We start from the raw sequence: 19496 nt of genomic DNA, 5'->3' as shown, positions 1-19496 counted from the left end.
CGAATTTTAAACCTTTAATTTTAAACTTTCTTATAGCGAAAAACTTTCTCCACATCCGCAAGTTCTTTGGGCGTTAGGATTGTTGAAAACAAATCCTTTACCATTCAATCCACCAGAGTATTCTAATATAGTCCCTGCCAGATACAAAACACTGCGTTTATCTACTACGATCTTTACATCGTTATCTTCAAAAAGTTTATCGTCTTCGGCTTTTGCTTTGTCAAACTTCAATTCGTAAGACAAACCAGAACAGCCACCGCTTTTTACGCCAACGCGCACAAAATCCTGTATGCTATCGTAGCCTTCCTCGCTCATCAAAGCGGAAATCTTTTTTTTTGCGTCTTCGCTTACTTTAATCATAGCTAAAAAAGATTATTTTAAATCGGTTACAAATATACATTAAAACAAGCGTTTTACCATAGCGGCAATATTTGTTTTAGGAATGCATTAATAAATGTATTCGATTGAAATTTAATACTATTGCTAGACCGGAATTGGCAATAGCTGGTTTGTTTTCTTGCAAAACCTTCCGGTAGTCTGTTATTCCTAATGCTTTAGTAGGTTTTTATTGTAAACCTTTCATTAATACTCATAAAATCTGTTTAGAATATGCTGTTGAAATAATATTCGTTTATTTGCATAAAAATTTATTTGTGATGTTTGATAATAGTGGGCAAACCAGAACTAGTTTATCTGAGTTAGGAGAATTTGGACTTATAGATCATCTAACAAGGCATTTTTCGCCTAAACATACCTCTACTGTAAAAGCAATTGGTGATGATGCTGCGGTGCTTGATTTTAAAAATAAACAAACTTTGGTTAGTACAGATATGCTTGTAGAAGGGGTTCATTTTGACCTTGCTTACATGCCGCTAAAGCATTTAGGGTACAAATCTGTGATGGTTAATGCTTCAGATATTTACGCAATGAATGCAAAAGCTACGCATATTACAGTATCTGTCGCTGCATCAAATCGTTTCCCGGTAGAAGCTTTGGAAGAATTATATGCAGGAATAAAATTGGCCGCAGATCTATATAATATCGATGTTGTAGGCGGGGATACCACTTCTTCAACTTCAGGATTATTTATTAGCATCTCCGTTTTTGGTGAAGCAGAAAAAGAAGATATCGTCTACCGTAGTGGTGCAAAGCCAAATGATTTACTAGTGGTCACCGGAGATCTGGGAGCCGCTTATATGGGCTTGCAGGTTCTGGAACGAGAGAAACAAGTGTTTAAAGCAAATCCAAATGCACAACCCGATTTAGATGAGTATACGTATTTAATCGAACGCCAGCTAAAACCGGAAGCTCGTAAAGATATTCCGCCGCTTCTTAAAGAACTTGGAGTTAAGCCAACATCAATGATTGATATTAGTGATGGCTTATCTTCTGAAATAATTCATTTATGCAAAAACTCTAAAACCGGAGTTAGTCTTTATGAAGAGAAAATTCCTTTAGACCCTGCAATGATTTCGGTTTGTGAAGAATTTGAAATAGATAGTACCACCATCGCTTTAAGTGGTGGCGAAGATTATGAATTGTTATTCACAGTTTCGCAATCAGATTTTGATAAGATTAAGGGGAATCCTAATCTTACAGTAATTGGTCACATGAATGATGAAAATTCAGGAATGCACTTAATTACGCGTGCAAACCAAGCCATCCCTTTGGTGGCTAGAGGTTGGAATTCGATGGATAAAGATGATGAGGAGAATGCTTAAGAAGCTTTAGCATAATGTCGCAATCGACGATTTTTTCGTCTTCTGTGAATTTTTGCTATGTAATTGTTCGTCTCCTTGAATTTCTTAGTGAGGGGTGCTAGAAATCCATTCGCTGTATCTGTCATTTCTTGTCCACAATTTGCACATTGGTATTCATGTACATGGTCGGTAACGTTTTTCGTTACCTTTAGCTTATGACCAAAAATTTTACAATATACTTTAGCGAAAAATGTATTAGGGGTGTCCTCCATAAAAGCTTGATTTTTAAATTTTTGACACCCTAAAGTTAGCAAAATCTTACGAAATTCCCAAAAATTAGCCAATTTTTTGTTAAAGGCTAATTTTTAGCCTTTTGATTGCAAAAAATGTAATAATTGGTCTTTATTCTCAATAAATGATAAATGACCGTCTGGAAACTCGATTAGATTTGCATTCGTGCTTGTAGCAATTTCAATGGTTTTGTCAATATCTAGCACTGGATCTTGCATACCCAAAATGATAAATTTGTCTCCTTGAAATTGTTTAAAAGCTTTAATGCTATCTTGTCTTTCTTTCATGCCTATCGTGGCGGCAACGATATTCTCTGATGACATTTTCTGAGCTTCAGTTTTCAAAAGCTCTATTTCTGGCTTAAATTTCTTGTTATTATCAGAAGTTAAGAGATTAGAAATAGCCATACTCACAAAAGCTTCTTTATTTTTCTTTGCCAAATTAGCTACCCGGTCTCTATTTTCTTTTTTTTCAGGAGTATCTTCAGCAGGAGAAGAATTGATAAGACTAATATTCGTGATTTTTTCAGGATATTTTTTCAGGATTTCCATGATCACATATCCTCCCATAGAATGGCCTCCAAAGCTTGCTTTTTCAATTTCTAAATAATCGAGTACAGCAATGACGGCGTCGCACATTTCTTCCATGGAATGAACTTCGCCTATACTGCCAGACTCGCCATGTCCTAAAAGATCAATTGTAATGACCTGTCGACTTTTAGAAAGTATCTCCTGATAAATTCGCCAAATCTTATTATCCTCCAAAAATCCATGTAAAAGAACTAAGGGATTGCCTTTTCCCTTTGAATTAAACTTAATTTGTGTAATTTTATGCTGTATTTTCATAAGCATTACATTAAAAGGCCGCAAATATGATTCTTAGTCATTTTTTGTGGCCTTTTTAAATTTATTATTATGAATTCATAATTTCTTCAATCTCATCTGCTTCAATAGGAATATTGCGCATTAAATTAAATGGCTCTCCTTTTTCCTGAATTACAACATCGTCTTCCAATCGAATTCCGAAGCCTTCATCTGGTAGATAGATTCCGGGTTCAACTGTAAAAACCTGGTTCGCTTTCATTGGTTCGGTTAAAATTCCGTAGTCATGCGTATCTAAACCAATATTATGAGCGGTACCGTGCATAAAATATTTTTTATAAGATGGCCATTTTGGATCTTCATTTTGCACATCTGCTTTATCAAGTAAACCAAGGTCTAATAATTCTGAAGTCATTAATTTACCAACTTCTTTATGAAACTCGTCCCACATGGTACCAGGTACCAACCATTTGGTAGATTCAGTTTTTACTCTATTTACCGTGTTATAGATTTGCTTTTGGCGATCTGTGAATTTTCCTGAAACAGGAATCGACCTTGTCATATCACTAGAGTAATTTGCATATTCTGCGCCGGTGTCTAATAAAATTAAATCGCCTGCATTACATTGCTGATTATTTTCAGTGTAATGTAACACGTTTGCGTTATTTCCGCTGGCAATAATAGGCGTGTAGGCAAAACCTCGAGAGCGGTTTCTTATCATCTCATGATAGTACTCGGCTTCTATTTCGTATTCCCAAACGCCAGGTTTGGTAAATTTAAGCGCTCTTCTAAAAGCCTTTTCGGTAATATTGCAGGCTTTTTGCATTAAATCTAATTCGATAGGATCTTTAACAGATCGCAATCTTTGTAAAATAGGATTGCTTTTCGCAACTCTATGCGCCGGATAATTTTCCTTACACCATTTAATAAAACGATCATCACGAGTTTCGGTTTTTATAGATCCTTGTACGCGATAGTGCTCGTTTTTATTTAAGTAGATCGTTTCTGCCTGTGCCATGACTTCAAAAAATATCTTTTCGAAATCCTGAAGCCAGTATACCGTTTTGATCCCGCTTACTTCGTAAGCTTTTTCCTTAGTTAGTTTTTCACCTTCCCAAACTGCGATGTGCGGATTCGTTTCGGTTAAAAAAAGAATTTCACGGTGCTCTGGTTTTGGTGCTTCAGGAAACAACACAAGGATTGCTTCTTCCTGATCCACTCCGCTTAAATAAAAAAGATCTCTATTTTGCTGAAATGGCAATGTACTGTCTGCACCAATTGGAAAAACGTCATTGGCATTAAAAACAGCTAATCCTCCAGGAATCATTCTTTCCATGAAGTTTTTTCTGTTTTTGATAAAAAGTTTCCGGTCTATTTGATCGTATTTCATGATAATTTTTTCAATGTTGCCCCAAAATTAAAAAACATGAAGTACAATGCCTGTTAAGCGTAGACTAATATTTCTGATTTTTCGGGTACTTAGATAGTTTTCGTTGAGTTTTAAAATGAGATTCAATAAAAAAGGAATCCGATTATGGATTCCTTTTTTGTTAATATTAGTTCTGAAAACTTAGGCTTTCATTCCGCCATCAACTACAAATGTTTGTCCATTTGCATACGAGGCTTTATCAGAAAATAGAAAACAAACCATATGTGAGATGTCTTCTGGAGTAGCGTATCGTCCTAAAGGAATAGTAGATTCGTAGGCTTTTTTCACATCATCTCCGTGGCCTGGATTCACACCATCTTCCAAAGATCGCATCATTCTATTATCTACAGAACCTGGATTTACACAGTTTACATTAATATTTCTATCTCCTAGCTCGAGTGCCGCAGTACGCATAATTCCTATAACGGCATGTTTAGAAGTAATATAAGGCACCATTTTAGGAGAGCCTTGTAATCCTGCTACAGAGGAGGTGATTACTATGCTCCCGCCATCTTCAATCTTTGGGATTACATGTTTCATCCCTAGGTAAGTACCTTTTACGTTTACTTCCATTACCTTGTCGAAAATATCATCTGGATAATCTTGTAGCGGCGCTACCTTACCTTCAATACCAGCATTATCAAAGAAATAATCAATTTTTCCGTAGCGCTCAATACACGTATCCACATAGTTTTTTACATCTCGTGGCTTACTTACATCGGCAACTACGTAAGAAATATTCAAATTCTCTTTTTTTGCGGCTGATTCTTTTTCTTTTAAAGCTTCTTCGTCGATATCAACCAATAGTATATTCGCACCTGCTTCGGCGAGTTCTAGTGCGGTAGTGTATCCTATACTTCCAGATCCACCAGTTATAATTGCTGTTTTATTTTGAAAATCACTCATAATATTAAATTTTAACTCAATTTACGATTATTGCTTCATTTTGAGTCTTAAAGAAATATTATAAATATGTTATTAAAAGTTGTACTTTTAAGAATAAGCATAGAATAGATTAAATGAAGGATGTTACTCGATAATAGAGATGAAATACTTTGAGGCTCCATATCGAAATATGGAAGACTTTCAAACCAATACCTTTTGGGGTTGCCTTTCGTAGTTTACTGCTGAAAAAAAATCAATATAATTCAAAGCCTTATTTTTTCATTTTGAAGTTTATATTCAATTTTTGATTTTCATTTGTAACCTGTTTTCAATTTTATGCTTTTTTAATTGAATATTAATTCAATATTTGTTTCAACTTTAATACTTAAAACTTTAATACTGTGTGTGGAATTGTTTGTGCGTTCGATTTAAAAGAGAAGTCTGAAGATTTAAGACCTCAATTATTAGAAATGGCTAAATGTCTTAGACACCGTGGCCCAGACTGGAGTGGAATTTATAGTGACGATAAAGCTATTTTGGCGCATGAGCGCTTAGCTATTGTAGATCCAATCTCTGGTGGACAACCTTTATTATCTGAAGATAAGCAGCTAATACTTGCTGCAAATGGAGAAATATATAATCATAAGCAATTAAGAAGTCAGTTTCCTAATTATAAATTTCAAACTGAATCTGATTGTGAAGTAATTCTTGCACTTTACAAAGAAAAAGGAGATACCTTTTTGGATGAATTAAACGGAATTTTTGGCTTTGCTATTTATGACGCTGAAAACGACGAGTATTTTATTGCTCGTGACCACATGGGGGTGATACCTTTATATATAGGATGGGACCACAACGGGACTTTTTATGTTGCTTCTGAACTTAAAGCTTTAGAAGGAAAATGTACTAAAATTGAATTATTTCCTCCGGGTCACTATTTATCTAGCAAAAAAGAAGGATTCCAAAGATGGTACCAACGTGACTGGATGGAATATGATGCAGTAAAAGATAACGAAACAAGTATCGAGGATTTAAAAGAAGCATTAGAGCAAGCGGTACACCGTCAATTAATGAGTGATGTTCCTTATGGTGTTTTACTTTCAGGTGGTTTGGATTCTTCTATTACTTCAGCAGTAGCGAAAAAGTATTCAGAAAAAAGAATTGAGAGTGGAGATAAAGATGCGGCATGGTGGCCAAGATTGCACTCTTTTGCTATCGGATTAGAAGGTTCTCCAGATCTTGCGGCAGCGAAGAAAGTAGCCGATCATTTAGATACCGTGCATCATGAGATTAAATTTACGATTCAGGAAGGTTTAGATGCCATAAAAGATGTGATCTATCATATAGAAACTTACGATGTAACGACAATTAGAGCATCCACTCCTATGTATTTAATGGCGAGAACTATTAAATCTTTAGGAATTAAAATGGTGCTTTCTGGTGAAGGTTCAGATGAATTATTTGGTGGGTATTTATACTTTCATAAAGCGCCGAACGATAAAGAGTTTCACGAAGAAACCGTTCGTAAGCTGGATAAGCTTCATCAATATGACTGTTTAAGAGCTAATAAATCGCTTTGTGCATGGGGAATTGAAGGTCGAGTTCCATTCTTAGATAAGGAATTTATGGACGTTGCAATGCGATTAAACCCAAAAGATAAAATGATAACCGGGGAGCGTATCGAAAAATGGGTGTTAAGAAAAGCTTTTGAAGATTATCTTCCAGAAAGTGTAGCCTGGAGACAAAAAGAACAATTCTCTGATGGTGTGGGTTATAGTTGGATTGATACTCTAAAAGAATTAGTAGAATCTGAAGTTAGCGATGAGCAACTTAAAAATGCACATTTCAAATTTCCAATTCAGCCGCCAACAAGCAAGGAGGAATATTATTATAGATCTATTTTTACAGATCATTTCCCTAGTGATGCAGCAGCGTTGTCTGTGCCATCAGTTCCTTCTGTAGCTTGTAGTACACCAACTGCATTAGAATGGGATGAATCTTTTAAGAATATGAACGATCCTTCAGGAAGAGCAGTGGCAAATGTTCATTCCGATGCTTATAAAAAAGATTTGATAGAAGGATAATCTTAAAAAAATCAATATTAAAGATAAAGCTACCTGATAATTCGGGTAGCTTTTTTTGTTGAATGTCTTCGCCTTAAAAAAATTATAAATTGTATAATTTCAATCGATTGAAATTTCTAAGTTGATTTTCAAAATTCCTTCGAAATACACCGTAAAACAAGAGGTTTGGGATTTTTCAACTTTTTAGATTATAAAAAAAGCCTTCAACAAAAAAGAATCTTACTTATACTTGTTCTAAATAGTCCTACAAACAAGCTTGAAAGTTTGTCCATAAGTGTTTTGGAGTGTATTTTTGCCTTTAAAATTCTATAAATAATCGAAACCAATGGGTGGATTTTTAAAATCATCTATCGCAAAGAAAGTTGCGATGGCCTTGTCGGGACTGTTCTTGGTCTTATTCTTACTTCAACATTTTACTATAAACCTTACTTCGGTAATTAGTAAAGATCTGTTTAACGAGCTTTCCCATTTTATGGGAACCAATTTTGTAGTTCAGGCATTTTTACAGCCCGTTCTAATTTTTGGTGTAGTCTTCCATTTTGTAATGGGGATTGTTCTAGAACTTAGAAATCGCGGTGCAAGAGATGTAAAGTATGTAAAATATAAGGGTCAGGAAAATTCTAGCTGGATGTCTAGAAATATGATTTATACCGGGCTTGTAGTATTAGCATTTTTAGGACTTCACTTTTATGACTTCTGGGTACCAGAATTAGTGCATAAATATGTAGAATCTCATCCATCAGATGCTTCAAGATATTATGGTGAGTTAGTTGCTAAATTTCAGGATCCAATACGTGTAGGTTTTTATTGCCTGTCTTTTGTTTTCTTAAGTTTGCACCTTCTTCACGGTTTTTCTTCGTCTTTCCAATCTGTGGGATGGAGAAATAAATATGCTAAAGGGCTAAGAGGCGTTACAGTGGCCTATGCTATAATTATCCCATTAGGATTTATTTTTATAGCGCTGTTTCACTATATCAATAACCTTTAATTCGCACGAATCATGTCAATTTTAGAATCAAAGATACCTGAAGGGCCACTTAAAGATAAGTGGACTAAACATAAAAATGATATTAACCTGGTAAATCCAGCCAATAAGCGAAACATTGATGTTATTGTTGTTGGTACAGGACTTGCCGGCGGTGCTGCAGCAGCAACGCTTGCCGAGTTAGGTTATAACGTAAAGACATTTTGTTACCAGGATTCTCCCAGACGTGCGCACTCTATTGCGGCTCAGGGAGGTATAAACGCATCAAAAAATTATCAGGGAGATGGTGATTCTGATTACCGTCTTTTTTATGATACTGTAAAAGGAGGAGATTATCGTTCCAGAGAGGCAAACGTTTACCGTCTTGCTGAGGTTTCAGGAAATATAATCGACCAGTGTGTTGCACAAGGTGTTCCGTTTGCGAGAGAATACGGAGGATACTTAGATAACCGTTCTTTTGGAGGGGTTTTAGTTTCCAGAACATTCTACGCTAAAGGACAAACAGGGCAGCAGTTATTGTTAGGAGCTTATTCTGCAATGAACCGCCAGATTAACCGTGGGAAGATCACACCATTTAACCGTCACGAAATGATGGATTTGGTGCTTGTAGACGGTAAAGCTCGTGGGATTATTGCCAGAGATATGGTAACAGGAAAAATTGAAAGACATTCTGGTCATGCTGTTGTTTTAGCTTCAGGAGGATACGGTAATGTATTTTTCCTTTCTACCAATGCGATGGGAAGTAATGTGATGGCTGCATGGCGAGCGCACCGTAGAGGAGCTTATTTTGCTAATCCATGTTATACACAAATTCACCCAACTTGTATACCTGTAACCGGAGATCATCAGTCTAAATTAACGTTGATGTCGGAATCACTTCGTAATGATGGTCGTATTTGGGTGCCAAAGAAAAAAGAAGATGCTGATGCTATTCGAGATGGAAAGAAAAAGCCTACAGATTTAGCTGAAGAAGATAGAGATTACTATTTAGAAAGAAGATATCCTTCTTTCGGAAACTTAGTACCACGTGATGTTGCTTCTAGAGCTGCTAAAGAAAGATGTGATGCCGGTTTTGGAGTGAACAAAACAGGACAGGCAGTTTATCTGGATTTTGCTAGTGCAATTAAACGCTACGGAAAAGAAAAAGCATTTACATCTGGACATAAAAATCCATCTGATGAAGAAGTTATTCGCTTAGGTACTGAAGTGGTAGAATCTAAATACGGGAACCTTTTTGATATGTACGAAAAGATTACCGATCAAAATCCATATAAAACACCAATGATGATTTACCCTGCGGTACATTATACAATGGGTGGACTATGGGTAGATTACAATTTACAAACAACAATACCAGGTTGTTTTGCTGCAGGAGAAGCTAACTTCTCTGATCATGGTGCAAACAGACTTGGAGCTTCTGCTCTAATGCAAGGTTTAGCCGATGGTTATTTTGTGTTACCATATACTATCGGTCATTCACTTTCAGAAGATATTAGAACCGGAAAAATTCCAACAGATTCTCCAGAATTTGATGCTGCTGAAAAAGATGTAACAGATCGAATCAATAAATTGATGAATGCTGGCGGCAAACATTCTGTGGATTCTTACCATAAGAAACTTGGTAAGATTATGTGGGAGAAATGTGGTATGGCTCGTAATGCGAAAGGATTACAAGAAGCAATTGATGAGATTAAAGCCTTACGCGAAGATTTCTGGAAGAACGTAAAAGTTACCGGTCCTACCGAATCTAAAAATGCTGAGCTTGAGAAAGCAGGGCGTGTTGCAGATTTCTTAGAACTTGGTGAGCTTTTTGCTAAAGATGCACTGCATAGAGAAGAATCTTGTGGAGGTCACTTTAGAGAAGAATATCAAACAGAAGAAGGAGAAGCTTTAAGAGATGATGAAAACTTTAGGTATGTAGCCGCTTGGGAACATACCGGTTTACCTAGTGAAGCCGTTCTACATAAAGAACAGCTAATCTTTGATAATATTGAATTAAAAACCAGAAGTTATAAATAGATGCAAGTATTGAGATATGACGTGTTACCAATTAGCGACTCAAAACTCAATACTCAATACTAAAATCTAAAGCATATGAAACTTAATTTAAAAATATGGCGTCAGGAAAGCGCTAAGGCTAAAGGTGGAATGGTAGATTACCAGGTTGATGGGATAGACGGTGATATGTCTTTTCTAGAAATGCTGGATATACTTAACGAACAGCTGGTTGAAAAAGGAGAGGATACTGTACAATTTGATCACGATTGTCGTGAAGGAATTTGCGGATCTTGTTCTTTACAAATTGATGGCGAGCCACACGGCCCAGATAAACTTATCGCAACCTGCCAGTTGCACATGAGAAAGTTTAAAGATGGCGATACTATAGTTATCGAGCCATTTAGAGCAAAAGCTTTCCCGGTAGTAAAAGATTTAATCGTAGACCGTTCAGCTTTTGATAGAATTCAACAAGCTTGGGGTTACGTATCTGTAAATACATCAGGAAATACGATAGATGCAAACTCTATACCGGTAGAAAAGTCAAAAGCAGATGATTCTTTTAATGCAGCAACCTGTATTGGGTGTGGAGCTTGTGTAGCAGCATGTAAAAATGCGAGTGCTATGTTATTCACTTCTGCTAAAGTATCTCAGTACGCTTTACTACCACAAGGTAGAATAGAAGCAACAGAGCGTGTTATGGCGATGGTAAGACAAATGGACGAGGAAGGTTTTGGAGCATGTAGTAATACAGGAGCCTGTGAGATCGAATGTCCTAAAGGAATTTCTTTAGAGAATATCGCTCGTATGAACCGTGAATACTTATCTGCTAGTACAAAAGGATAAAAAATAATTTCTTCGGAATAAAACTGATCCCGATTTCTCTTTAGATTTCGGGATTTTTTATGGATCTTATTTAAAATTTAAATATGATTTTTCCTGAAATTAATTCAAAACTACCCAATACGCCTGAAAGCATTTTCTCTAAAATGAGCGGAATGGCTTCGCAATATCAGGCGATAAATATGTCGCAGGGGTTTCCGGGTTTTAAAAGTGATGATTATCTGAAAGAACTGGTTTTCAAAGCGATGAAAGATGGCTATAATCAATACGCACCACTAGCAGGGATTCCTGAATTAAGAGAAGAAATCATTAATAAAATTGAAAATCTGCATGGTAAAAAATATCATGTAGATTCTGAAATTACGGTCACTTCAGGAGCATCACAGGCTATTTATTGCGGGATTTCAGCGTTTGTGCATCCGGGAGACGAGGTGATTATTTTTAAACCCGCTTACGATATTTACGAGCCCATCGTAAAATCAAATGGCGGAATTCCGGTTCCTATTCAGCTTAAAGGAAAAGAATATCAAGTAGATTGGGAAGAAGTTGAAACTAAAATTAGCGATAAAACGCGAATGATCGTAATCAATTCGCCTCACAATCCCAGCGGTAGTATTTTGTCTAGAGAGGATATGCTGCGCTTAGAAAAGCTATTAAAAAACACCAATATCATTTTGCTTAGCGACGAAGTTTACGAGCATATTATATTTGATGATCGAAAACATCAAAGTGCTTCCGCTTTTAAAGATTTAGCAGAAAGAGCCATCGTTTGCGCGTCCTTTGGTAAGACTTTTCATAATACAGGTTGGAAAATGGGCTATTGCGTAGCTCCAGAAGTATTGATGAAAGAGATACGCAAAATCCATGAAATTACCGTTTTCTGTGTGAATCATCCCATGCAACGAGCCTTTGCTGAATATCTTAAAAACCCGGAGACCTATCTTAGTTTGCCTAATTTCTATCAGCAAAAAAGAGATTATTTTTTAGATTTAATTAAGGATACCAAGTTTAAGACAGTTCCTTCCGCAGGAACTTATTTTCAGTTAGTAGATTATTCAGAAATTACCAGCGAGTCAGATATTTTGTTTGCAGCAAAGATGGTCAAAGAATATCGTTTGGCTTCTATTCCGGTGTCTGTTTTCAACATCGATCAACAAGATCATAAGCAATTGAGATTTTGTTTTGCTAAGGAAAATGAAACACTGGAAAAAGCGGCTGAAATATTATCTAAAATTGGCTAAATTCGCAGCTCTTTTTAGGAGATGGAGATATGACATTAGCTATTCAAAATAATCATTTTCAACTTGCCTGTAATGGCGTTTCTTATTGGGAAGAGCAGCAAGCATTGCTGGTGGCTGATGTTCATTTGGGTAAAATATCGCACTTCAGAAAAAATGGGAGCGCGGTTCCACAAACTGCAATTCTAAAAAATTTTGATCGTTTAAATGAGTCGGTTGCGCAATTTCAGCCTAAGCAAATTATTTTTCTGGGGGATCTTTTTCACAGTGCTTTAAATTCTGAATGGAATTTATTCGAAAACTGGTTACAACAACAGCAAGCGGAAGTTATTTTAATCGCCGGAAACCACGATATTATATCTCCGCTACATTATGATGAGTTGGGTGTGAAAATTCATCAGGAATTAAACATCGATAACTTCAGATTAACTCATCATCCTGAGGAACAAGAAGACAGCTTCAATATTTGCGGGCATATTCATCCCGGTTATCGCTTAGTTGGATTAGGAAAACAACATTTAAAACTGAAATGTTTCTTCCGAAGTGAACGTCAATTAATTTTACCCGCTTTTGGCGAATTTACCGGTTGTTTTGTGATGAAACCTGAGCCAAAAGACCAGGTTTTTGTTTGTGCTGATGCTGAAGTAATTCAGGTGAATTAGAACAGAAATATCAAAAGAAACTTTAACCTAACACTAACGTTGGTTTATTCTGGTGTTTGGTAAATTCAAATTCCCAATCAAATCACGTCAAATTACGTCAAACTGAATTCGTTTCAGAATCTCATTAAACTGTAATTGGTCTGAGATTGCCAATCAGATTCTAAATGACAATGAATATCAATAAAAACTATGAAACCTAAATTACTTGCCGTACTCAATTTTATATCTGTTCTTATCGCACTTTTTGTTAGTTATTATACGCAAGCCGTAGAACTTAACGGGAATACGATGGGAAGCTTAAGTAAGGAGTATTTTAATCTTTTTACGCCGGCGCCTTATGCTTTTGCTATTTGGGGCATTATTTATTTGGGTTTGCTCTCCTTTTCGGGATATCAAATATATCAGGCTTTTGGATCTCAAAACGATCTTAAGTTTCTTCAGCAAACAAAATTATGGTTTGTTTTAGCGAATCTTAGTACTTCTGCCTGGGTAATTTTTTGGTTATATGAATATACGGGTTTATCGGTTTTCTTGATGTTTTTAATTCTGTTTTCGCTTATCAAAATTATCCTGAATACCAACATGGAACGCTGGGATGCACCTTTAAAAATTATTGCTTTTAGCTGGTGGCCTATTTGTTTTTATTCGGGTTGGATCGCGGTTGCTACCATAGCTAATATTTCGGCTTATTTGGCTAAGATTGGTTGGAATGGCGGCATCTTTTCTGAAGTGCAATGGGCAATTATAATGATTGTTGTTGCTGCCATTTTGAATATTGTAATGATTTATACTCGCAATTTGCGTGAATTCGCTGCGGTGGGTATCTGGGCGCTTTTTGCCATTTATATGCGACATTCTGAAGAGCAAACTTTAATCGCTTATGTCGCTTTAGGCGGAGCTATTCTAATCGGAATCAACTGTGCATACCACGGCTTCATTAACCGAAAAGAAAACCCGATGTATCGAATGTTTAATTAGATTGATGCGCTGTTAGAAATTAGAATCGAGACCGCTTTTCTTTTAGAAAATAGACGTTAAAATTACCACGTTATCCCGGACTTGATCCGGGATCTCATCACGGTAGTTATATTTAGTAACAAAAAATGCCTAATCTTTAATAACCAAAGTCTAGATTTTATTTTTTCAAATCTCAAATCTCAAATCTCAAATCTCAAATCTCAAATCTCATTACTCAATACTAAACACTAACATGACAAATATCATATTTTAACCAACTGTAGTTTTTCATCTTTGGGGATTAAATTGAAACAAAATGAAAAACTCATTATCCCCACACCAATTTCATATTCCGGTAATGGGCATCGCATATACCATAGATACGCCTTTAAAAGTGGCACATTACGGAATTAACTCCTCTATTTCTATTATCGAGGATCACCTGATTGAAAAATTACGTGCTTATTATTATAAACTGAATGATCAGGAATACGTGCCTATTTCTAAAAATGTAGTGAATTATCGTGCAAAACGAATTACTGATTATCTGAATTTGATCGGTGCTGAAGTAAAACGGAAAGTAGAAGAGGTTAAAACCGCAGCATTTTCCAGTACTTCAGAAATCACTAAATATTTTGAAATGCTTCCTGAAGTATTTGAATTAAAACAAAAATACCTTCAGTTTATTCATTTAGAAGATAGCTCAGAAAAAGAGAAACTTGAATCAGAACTTCGAAATCAGGTAAAAGCCGGTGCGATTGAAGTGAATATCATGACTAAAGTCGATCGCGAGCAGTTGGATGAAAATAAAGAGCCTATCGCCAATGGATCTGACGCTTTACAAGCATTAAAAGGCTATGCTGAAAGTGATTTAGAGAATTCTACTTTGGTTTTTTCTGCCGGAATGAATCCAAGATTATTCAATTATTTGTCTTCTTTTAAAACCTTTCAACCTGATAACGACGGAAACTTTAAAAAAGCTATTGCGATTAAAGTGAGCGATTACCGTTCAGCTTTGATTCAAGGAAAATACCTTGCGAAACGTGGAATCTGGGTAAGTGAATTCAGAATAGAATCTGGATTAAACTGTGGCGGTCATGCTTTTGCAACCGACGGATTCCTGTTAGGGCCAATCATGGAAGAATTCAAACAAAAGAAAAAGGAACTGGAAACTGAGTTAGCCTCTTTATATCGAAGTTCTTTTGCTGAAGAAACCGAAATCCCCGCATTACCCGAATTAAAAATCACAGTTCAGGGCGGAATCGGCACTTTAGAAGAAGATAATTTACTTAAGGATTATTATGAAGCAGATTCTACCGGCTGGGGCTCGCCATTTTTATTATGTCCTGAAGCTACCAATGTCGATAACGAAACTTTAGAAAAACTTCAGAAAGCAAAAGAGCAGGATATTGTGTTGAGCCACAGTTCACCGCTAGGCGTTCGCTTCAATTACCTAAAAGGCGCTAGTGGAGAAGACTTCCGAAGAAAAAATTTGCTTAGAAACAGGCCTGGAAGTTCTTGCCCAGAAAAACTTTTAGAATCGAATACCGAATTTACCAAAGAGCCTATTTGTACCGCTTCTCATAAATATCAGAAGCTAAAAATGAAGCAAATTCAGCATTCTGATCTGTCGGCAGATGCAAAAGCAAAAGCTGCCAATGAGCTTTTTCAAAAAGAATGTTTGTGCACTGGTTTATGTAATAGTGTCGCTAAAAATTACGATTTTCAGTTTGTGAAAAAAATGGATTTTGTAACCGTTTGTCCCGGTCCAAATTTGGCCTATTTCTCTGGTAAATATTCTTTAAAAGAATTGATAGATCATATTTATGGGCGTACAAATGTACTTAGCGGATACCGCCCTCATATGTTTATTAAAGAATTACAACTGTATATCGATCACTTAAAAGAGTTATTGGATAGTACCGATTTTTCAAATAAAAGAGAAGCTAAAAAATTTGATAAGTTTAGTCAGAATTTGGAAGAAGGAATCGAATATTATAAGCAAATATTCTTCAGTAATAAGATAACCGAACAGCAGTTTTTAACTGACTTACTGATCTGTGAAAGCCGAATTCAGGAAATTTGCAAGAAGGTTGAAGCAGCGTAGAAGGCTTAGACCGCTTCGCTGTTAAAGAATAGAATGAAGGTAAAAAATTAAATAATTAGCACTTAAAATGCCTGATTTTGAATGCTTTTGTTAAATATAATCGGTTGATTAATATCAATAGCAAAGTCTCCGAATAGACCTGCTGAGGATTTAGGAATTAATCGTCAATCTGAATCAAGCCCGACCTGGAGTCGGGCTTGATTCAGAATCTAATAAGAGTAATAGAATCCCGAATCAAGTTCGGCATGACGAATCTCACAAAGTCTAGCTATCTCATATCTAAAAATGAAGCGATCTAAAATCTAGAATCAAGTCATTCCCTTAATATCATTGCTCCATGTTGGATAGGCAAAAATCATAGCTTTTAAATCCTTGCAGGAAAGATCACCGCCCATGGCCATCACGAACATGTTGATCATTTCTCCGGCATCCGGTCCAACCAGATGAGCGCCAAGAACTTTCTCTGTCTTTTTATCTTTGATAACTTTAAATGCGTAATGCTGATTGGCAATTCGTTTAGAATTAAACCAGCTAGGGACAGATTTATGCTTAATCACATAATCGAGACCTTTCTCTTTTACCTGTTCTTCTGAAAGTCCTACGGAAGCCACATTAGGTAACGTAAAAACTACAGAAGGCTGGGGTGGATAATGTGCTTCGGTTTTGTTGTATTTACCAATAAGATTTGTAGAAACTACTCGTGATTCTTGAGAGGATAACGGTGTAAGTGGCAATCCTTCACTATCAGAAACATCTCCACAAGCATAAACGTCTTCGTTGGTGGTATTCTGTAAATGTCCGTTTACGGTAATTCCTTTATTTGTGTAAGCAACCTCTCCTTTCTCGAGATCTAATTCTTCTACAGAAGGCACGCGACCAGCGGTATTAAAAACAAGTTCAGCTTTTGCCGTAACCTCATCGCCATTTTTTAATTCCGCAGTAACCTGAGTATATTTTCTTAGTTTTTCAACTTTTGATGCTTTGGCGTTAAATATGAATTTAATGCCGATGTCTTCTGAGGCCTCTGTGAGGTGCGCTACCATATCTTCATCAAAGTTAGAAAGCGGTCGGGATTTAGCATCGATCATGGTAACATCAACTCCGAGACGCGCAGCAATATGTGCAAATTCCATCCCGATATAGCCAGCACCAATAAAGATCATTGATTTAGGCAATTTTTCCAGTTCCAGAAAATCATCACTATGCATTAATAATTCTTTTCCGGGGATATGTAGTGGCATTGGTTTATGCCCCGTTGCAATCACGATCTTTTTTGCTTTTACTGTTTTACCTTCAACTGAGAGTGTATTCTTGTCTAGAAATTTTGGCGATTGATGATACATTTTTATATCCAGAGCCGCTAAATCTTTCTCGGTAGCTGCGGGAATAGCATCGGTAAATTTGCTTTTAAAATTCTGCAAATCTTCCCAGCTTACTTCCGGCATTTTAGAAATTCCCAGACCCATCATATTCCGGGAACGTTCCAGAATTTCAGTAATTCCCACCAAAACTTTTTTAGGATCGCAGCCACGATTTGGGCATGTGCCTCCATACTCTCGATTATCGGCAATGGCTACTTTCCACCCGGCCTCGGCGCAATCTATAGCCACACCTTTTCCGGCAGTTCCGGTACCAATTACAAAAACATCAAATTCTTCTATAGCCATTTTTTTATTTTAATTTAGATCGCTTCGTTGTTAGTTGTTAGAAATTAGACAGCTTCGCTTTTAGAATTTAGAGCATTGGTAATATTGTTTTATTATTATTTTTTCTTTTTTCCATTGCCGAAAAAAGAAAGAAAAAAGTCTAGGCTTACGAACACTTATCTAAATTTATCATTCAATAGCTAAATTTTACGATAAGCTTTCGAAATGCCAAGATAATCATTGTCTTAATTTCTGATTCTTATTTTACAATATTCCCGAGTCTATATTCTATGCTCTATTTTCTAACATCTCACATCTCAATTCTAACTTCTCAAATCTCACTACTTACTATTAAATATATTTAACTACTCCACCTTCAACCTTTAGCTTTGCGCCATTAGTTGCAGAGGAAAGCGGACTTGCCACGTAAGCAATCATATTTGCTACCTCTTGTGGATCGGCAAAACGTTTTAAGATCGATGTTGGGCGATCGTTTTTGAAAAATTCTTTTTGAAAGTTTTCAAAATCCTGATCCTCAGGAACGTCTTTTTCTAATCCTTCAGTTCTTGTTGGTCCAGGTAAAACGCTGTTTACGGTAATTCCGGTTCCGGTAGTCATTTCAGCTAAACCACGAGAAATCGCGAGCATTGCAGTTTTAGTCATTCCGTAGTGAACCATTTCTACTGGGATATTTAAGGCACTTTCGCTAGAAATAAAGATAATTCTTCCCCATCCTTTTTCTTTCATTTTTGGCATTAAAGCACGTGAAAGACGAACGCCACTCATTACGTTAATATCATAGAATTGCTGCCAGTCTTCATCGGTAGTGTCGAAAAAATCTTTGTTAGCAAAAATGCCAACGTTATTAATTAAGACATCAACACTACCAAGTTGGGTAATTAGAGCATCAATTTCTTCAGTTTTGCTGAAATCACAGGCGATTCCGCTTATCTTTTTACTATCGGTATCTTTTCTAAGGTTTTCCAACGAAGTATTCACAGAGTCCTGTGAACTTCCGTTGATAATAACTTCAGCACCTTCCAAAGCAATCGTCTTTGCTGCTGCGTATCCAATACCTTTAGTTGATCCTGAAATGAAAACCTTTTTATCTTTTAATTGATAATCCATCTTTTTATCTTTTTTTAATTTGGTTCTTTTTGCTTTTAGAAAATAGACTAGTATAAATCTGTCTAATATCTATTTCTCACATCTCATTACTTTTCCTTACCGCCCAAACTTCATATTCCAGATTTTTCACAAGGAAAAATATATATAATGCATAAAGCATCTGTGTGCCAACAGCACCCCAGTCTTCTTTGAAAGCAGAACCGCTGATTAATAACATCATAAAAATAGCCGTGGCTGTAAGTGTTTTTTTACTCGCCAGGCCTAAGATAATGCACGTTCCAAGAGCAACTTCCAGAATAGGAATTGCGTAAGCGAAAATTTCAACTAAACCCAAAGGAAGCATCGTGCCTTCGAAGCCTTGTGTTACTCCGTTTGCAAAATCTCCTAATTTTGGAATCCGGACAAAACCATGCAGGAAAAAATTAATTCCAAGCGTGATTCTGGCTAGTAGAAAAGCAAGTTGATGATGAGACATCGCAATTTTTTTTGAAATTACATATTTTGAGATGCAATCCTTGTTAGGGAAATTGTAAAATTAAATTGCGTTGCTGGTTGATTCGAAAATTGCCATCGCTGCGCTTCTATATGTTATAGATCACACAACTTTGCTGTTGTATAAAAGCGAAAAGACAAGAAGGTAGGTCTATATTATTAAATTCAAAATTTAGCATTCAACATTCTTAATTCATTTTACATCTCTCTTCTCTCACATCTTTATTTAAACC

General features: G+C 36.2%; 17 protein-coding genes. 9 read left to right on the top strand and 8 right to left on the bottom strand.

Features of this window, described 5'->3' with window-relative positions; translation table 11 throughout:
• Positions 1-30 precede the first annotated feature (30 nt).
• Positions 31-360, bottom strand: coding sequence for a HesB/IscA family protein (locus QWY91_RS12730; protein WP_290235677.1), 330 nt, complete (start codon positions 358-360; stop codon positions 31-33).
• Between the two features lie 296 nt (positions 361-656).
• Between QWY91_RS12730 and thiL the strand changes: the two genes are divergently transcribed.
• Positions 657-1721, top strand: coding sequence for a thiamine-phosphate kinase (gene thiL / locus QWY91_RS12725; protein WP_290235675.1), 1065 nt, complete (start codon positions 657-659; stop codon positions 1719-1721).
• Here the strand turns inward: thiL and QWY91_RS12720 are convergent.
• The 4 genes from QWY91_RS12720 to QWY91_RS12705 all read right to left on the bottom strand — a co-directional run bounded on the left by QWY91_RS12720 (position 1718) and on the right by QWY91_RS12705 (position 5147).
• Positions 1718-1972: a DUF1660 family phage protein gene (locus QWY91_RS12720; RefSeq protein WP_290235673.1), complete on the bottom strand. Its 255-nt coding sequence runs from the start codon at positions 1970-1972 to the stop codon at positions 1718-1720. The two genes, thiL and QWY91_RS12720, sit on opposite strands and share 4 nt — an antisense overlap.
• A 93-nt stretch (positions 1973-2065) precedes the next feature.
• Positions 2066-2836 carry an alpha/beta fold hydrolase gene (locus tag QWY91_RS12715; protein WP_290235671.1) on the bottom strand — a complete coding sequence of 257 codons (771 nt, stop codon included), beginning with the start codon at positions 2834-2836 and terminating at the stop codon, positions 2066-2068.
• A gap of 67 nt (positions 2837-2903) precedes the next feature.
• Positions 2904-4202: an aminopeptidase P family protein gene (locus QWY91_RS12710; RefSeq protein WP_290235669.1), complete on the bottom strand. Its 1299-nt coding sequence runs from the start codon at positions 4200-4202 to the stop codon at positions 2904-2906.
• A gap of 180 nt (positions 4203-4382) precedes the next feature.
• Positions 4383-5147: an SDR family NAD(P)-dependent oxidoreductase gene (locus QWY91_RS12705; protein ID WP_290235667.1), complete on the bottom strand. Its 765-nt coding sequence runs from the start codon at positions 5145-5147 to the stop codon at positions 4383-4385.
• Positions 5148-5527: 380 nt separating this feature from the next.
• Here QWY91_RS12705 and asnB point away from each other — a divergent pair, with 380 nt between their 5' ends.
• The 8 genes from asnB (at position 5528) to QWY91_RS12665 (ending at position 15997) form a co-directional block, all read left to right on the top strand.
• Complete coding sequence (asnB, locus tag QWY91_RS12700) at positions 5528-7210, top strand: asparagine synthase B (protein ID WP_290235665.1); 1683 nt, start codon at positions 5528-5530, stop codon at positions 7208-7210.
• A 325-nt stretch (positions 7211-7535) separates the two neighbouring features.
• Positions 7536-8198, top strand: coding sequence for a succinate dehydrogenase cytochrome b subunit (locus tag QWY91_RS12695; protein ID WP_290235664.1), 663 nt, complete (start codon positions 7536-7538; stop codon positions 8196-8198).
• Positions 8199-8210: 12 nt separating this feature from the next.
• Positions 8211-10214: a fumarate reductase/succinate dehydrogenase flavoprotein subunit gene (locus tag QWY91_RS12690; RefSeq protein WP_290235661.1), complete on the top strand. Its 2004-nt coding sequence runs from the start codon at positions 8211-8213 to the stop codon at positions 10212-10214.
• A 75-nt stretch (positions 10215-10289) separates the two neighbouring features.
• On the top strand, positions 10290-11036 hold the full coding sequence (locus QWY91_RS12685) for a succinate dehydrogenase/fumarate reductase iron-sulfur subunit (RefSeq protein WP_290235660.1): 747 nt from the start codon (positions 10290-10292) through the stop codon (positions 11034-11036).
• 83 nt (positions 11037-11119) lie between these two features.
• Positions 11120-12274: a methionine aminotransferase gene (locus QWY91_RS12680; protein WP_290235658.1), complete on the top strand. Its 1155-nt coding sequence runs from the start codon at positions 11120-11122 to the stop codon at positions 12272-12274.
• A 29-nt stretch (positions 12275-12303) separates the two neighbouring features.
• Positions 12304-12933, top strand: a complete 630-nt coding sequence (gene pdeM, locus QWY91_RS12675; RefSeq protein WP_290235656.1) for a ligase-associated DNA damage response endonuclease PdeM — start codon at positions 12304-12306, stop codon at positions 12931-12933.
• Positions 12934-13122: 189 nt separating this feature from the next.
• Complete coding sequence (locus QWY91_RS12670) at positions 13123-13911, top strand: TspO-related membrane protein (RefSeq protein ID WP_290235654.1); 789 nt, start codon at positions 13123-13125, stop codon at positions 13909-13911.
• A 295-nt stretch (positions 13912-14206) separates the two neighbouring features.
• Positions 14207-15997 (top strand): hypothetical protein, encoded by a 1791-nt coding sequence (locus tag QWY91_RS12665; RefSeq protein ID WP_290235652.1) that lies wholly within the window; start codon positions 14207-14209, stop codon positions 15995-15997.
• A 308-nt stretch (positions 15998-16305) separates the two neighbouring features.
• Here QWY91_RS12665 and QWY91_RS12660 read toward each other — a convergent pair whose 3' ends face one another.
• The 3 genes from QWY91_RS12660 to QWY91_RS12650 form a co-directional block, all read right to left on the bottom strand.
• A complete protein-coding gene (locus QWY91_RS12660) occupies positions 16306-17664 on the bottom strand; it encodes a dihydrolipoyl dehydrogenase family protein (RefSeq protein ID WP_290235650.1) in 1359 nt (452 codons plus the stop codon).
• 330 nt (positions 17665-17994) lie between these two features.
• Positions 17995-18771 (bottom strand): SDR family NAD(P)-dependent oxidoreductase, encoded by a 777-nt coding sequence (locus QWY91_RS12655; protein WP_290235648.1) that lies wholly within the window; start codon positions 18769-18771, stop codon positions 17995-17997.
• A gap of 76 nt (positions 18772-18847) precedes the next feature.
• Positions 18848-19246 (bottom strand): DoxX family protein, encoded by a 399-nt coding sequence (locus tag QWY91_RS12650; RefSeq protein WP_290235646.1) that lies wholly within the window; start codon positions 19244-19246, stop codon positions 18848-18850.
• Positions 19247-19496: the final 250 nt, after the last annotated feature.

Origin of the sequence: Zunongwangia endophytica (assembly GCF_030409505.1) — a bacterium.
GTDB classification, from domain to species: Bacteria; Bacteroidota; Bacteroidia; order Flavobacteriales; family Flavobacteriaceae; genus Zunongwangia; species Zunongwangia endophytica.
This window is presented reverse-complemented; position numbering and strand designations above follow the sequence as displayed.

Excerpts from the sequence above, each read along its gene's own strand:
- QWY91_RS12720 (WP_290235673.1), bottom strand. The coding sequence starts at position 1,972 with ATGGAGGACACCCCTAATACATTTTTCGCTAAAGTATATTGTAAAATT.
- thiL (WP_290235675.1), top strand. The coding sequence starts at position 657 with ATGTTTGATAATAGTGGGCAAACCAGAACTAGTTTATCTGAGTTAGGA.
- QWY91_RS12730 (WP_290235677.1), bottom strand. The coding sequence starts at position 360 with ATGATTAAAGTAAGCGAAGACGCAAAAAAAAAGATTTCCGCTTTGATG.
- QWY91_RS12685 (WP_290235660.1), top strand. The coding sequence starts at position 10,290 with ATGAAACTTAATTTAAAAATATGGCGTCAGGAAAGCGCTAAGGCTAAA.
- QWY91_RS12650 (WP_290235646.1), bottom strand. The coding sequence starts at position 19,246 with ATGTCTCATCATCAACTTGCTTTTCTACTAGCCAGAATCACGCTTGGA.
- QWY91_RS12680 (WP_290235658.1), top strand. The coding sequence starts at position 11,120 with ATGATTTTTCCTGAAATTAATTCAAAACTACCCAATACGCCTGAAAGC.
- QWY91_RS12715 (WP_290235671.1), bottom strand. The coding sequence starts at position 2,836 with ATGAAAATACAGCATAAAATTACACAAATTAAGTTTAATTCAAAGGGA.
- QWY91_RS12690 (WP_290235661.1), top strand. The coding sequence starts at position 8,211 with ATGTCAATTTTAGAATCAAAGATACCTGAAGGGCCACTTAAAGATAAG.
- QWY91_RS12710 (WP_290235669.1), bottom strand. The coding sequence starts at position 4,202 with ATGAAATACGATCAAATAGACCGGAAACTTTTTATCAAAAACAGAAAA.
- QWY91_RS12660 (WP_290235650.1), bottom strand. The coding sequence starts at position 17,664 with ATGGCTATAGAAGAATTTGATGTTTTTGTAATTGGTACCGGAACTGCC.
- QWY91_RS12695 (WP_290235664.1), top strand. The coding sequence starts at position 7,536 with ATGGGTGGATTTTTAAAATCATCTATCGCAAAGAAAGTTGCGATGGCC.
- QWY91_RS12665 (WP_290235652.1), top strand. The coding sequence starts at position 14,207 with ATGAAAAACTCATTATCCCCACACCAATTTCATATTCCGGTAATGGGC.
- QWY91_RS12670 (WP_290235654.1), top strand. The coding sequence starts at position 13,123 with ATGAAACCTAAATTACTTGCCGTACTCAATTTTATATCTGTTCTTATC.
- QWY91_RS12705 (WP_290235667.1), bottom strand. The coding sequence starts at position 5,147 with ATGAGTGATTTTCAAAATAAAACAGCAATTATAACTGGTGGATCTGGA.
- QWY91_RS12655 (WP_290235648.1), bottom strand. The coding sequence starts at position 18,771 with ATGGATTATCAATTAAAAGATAAAAAGGTTTTCATTTCAGGATCAACT.
- pdeM (WP_290235656.1), top strand. The coding sequence starts at position 12,304 with ATGACATTAGCTATTCAAAATAATCATTTTCAACTTGCCTGTAATGGC.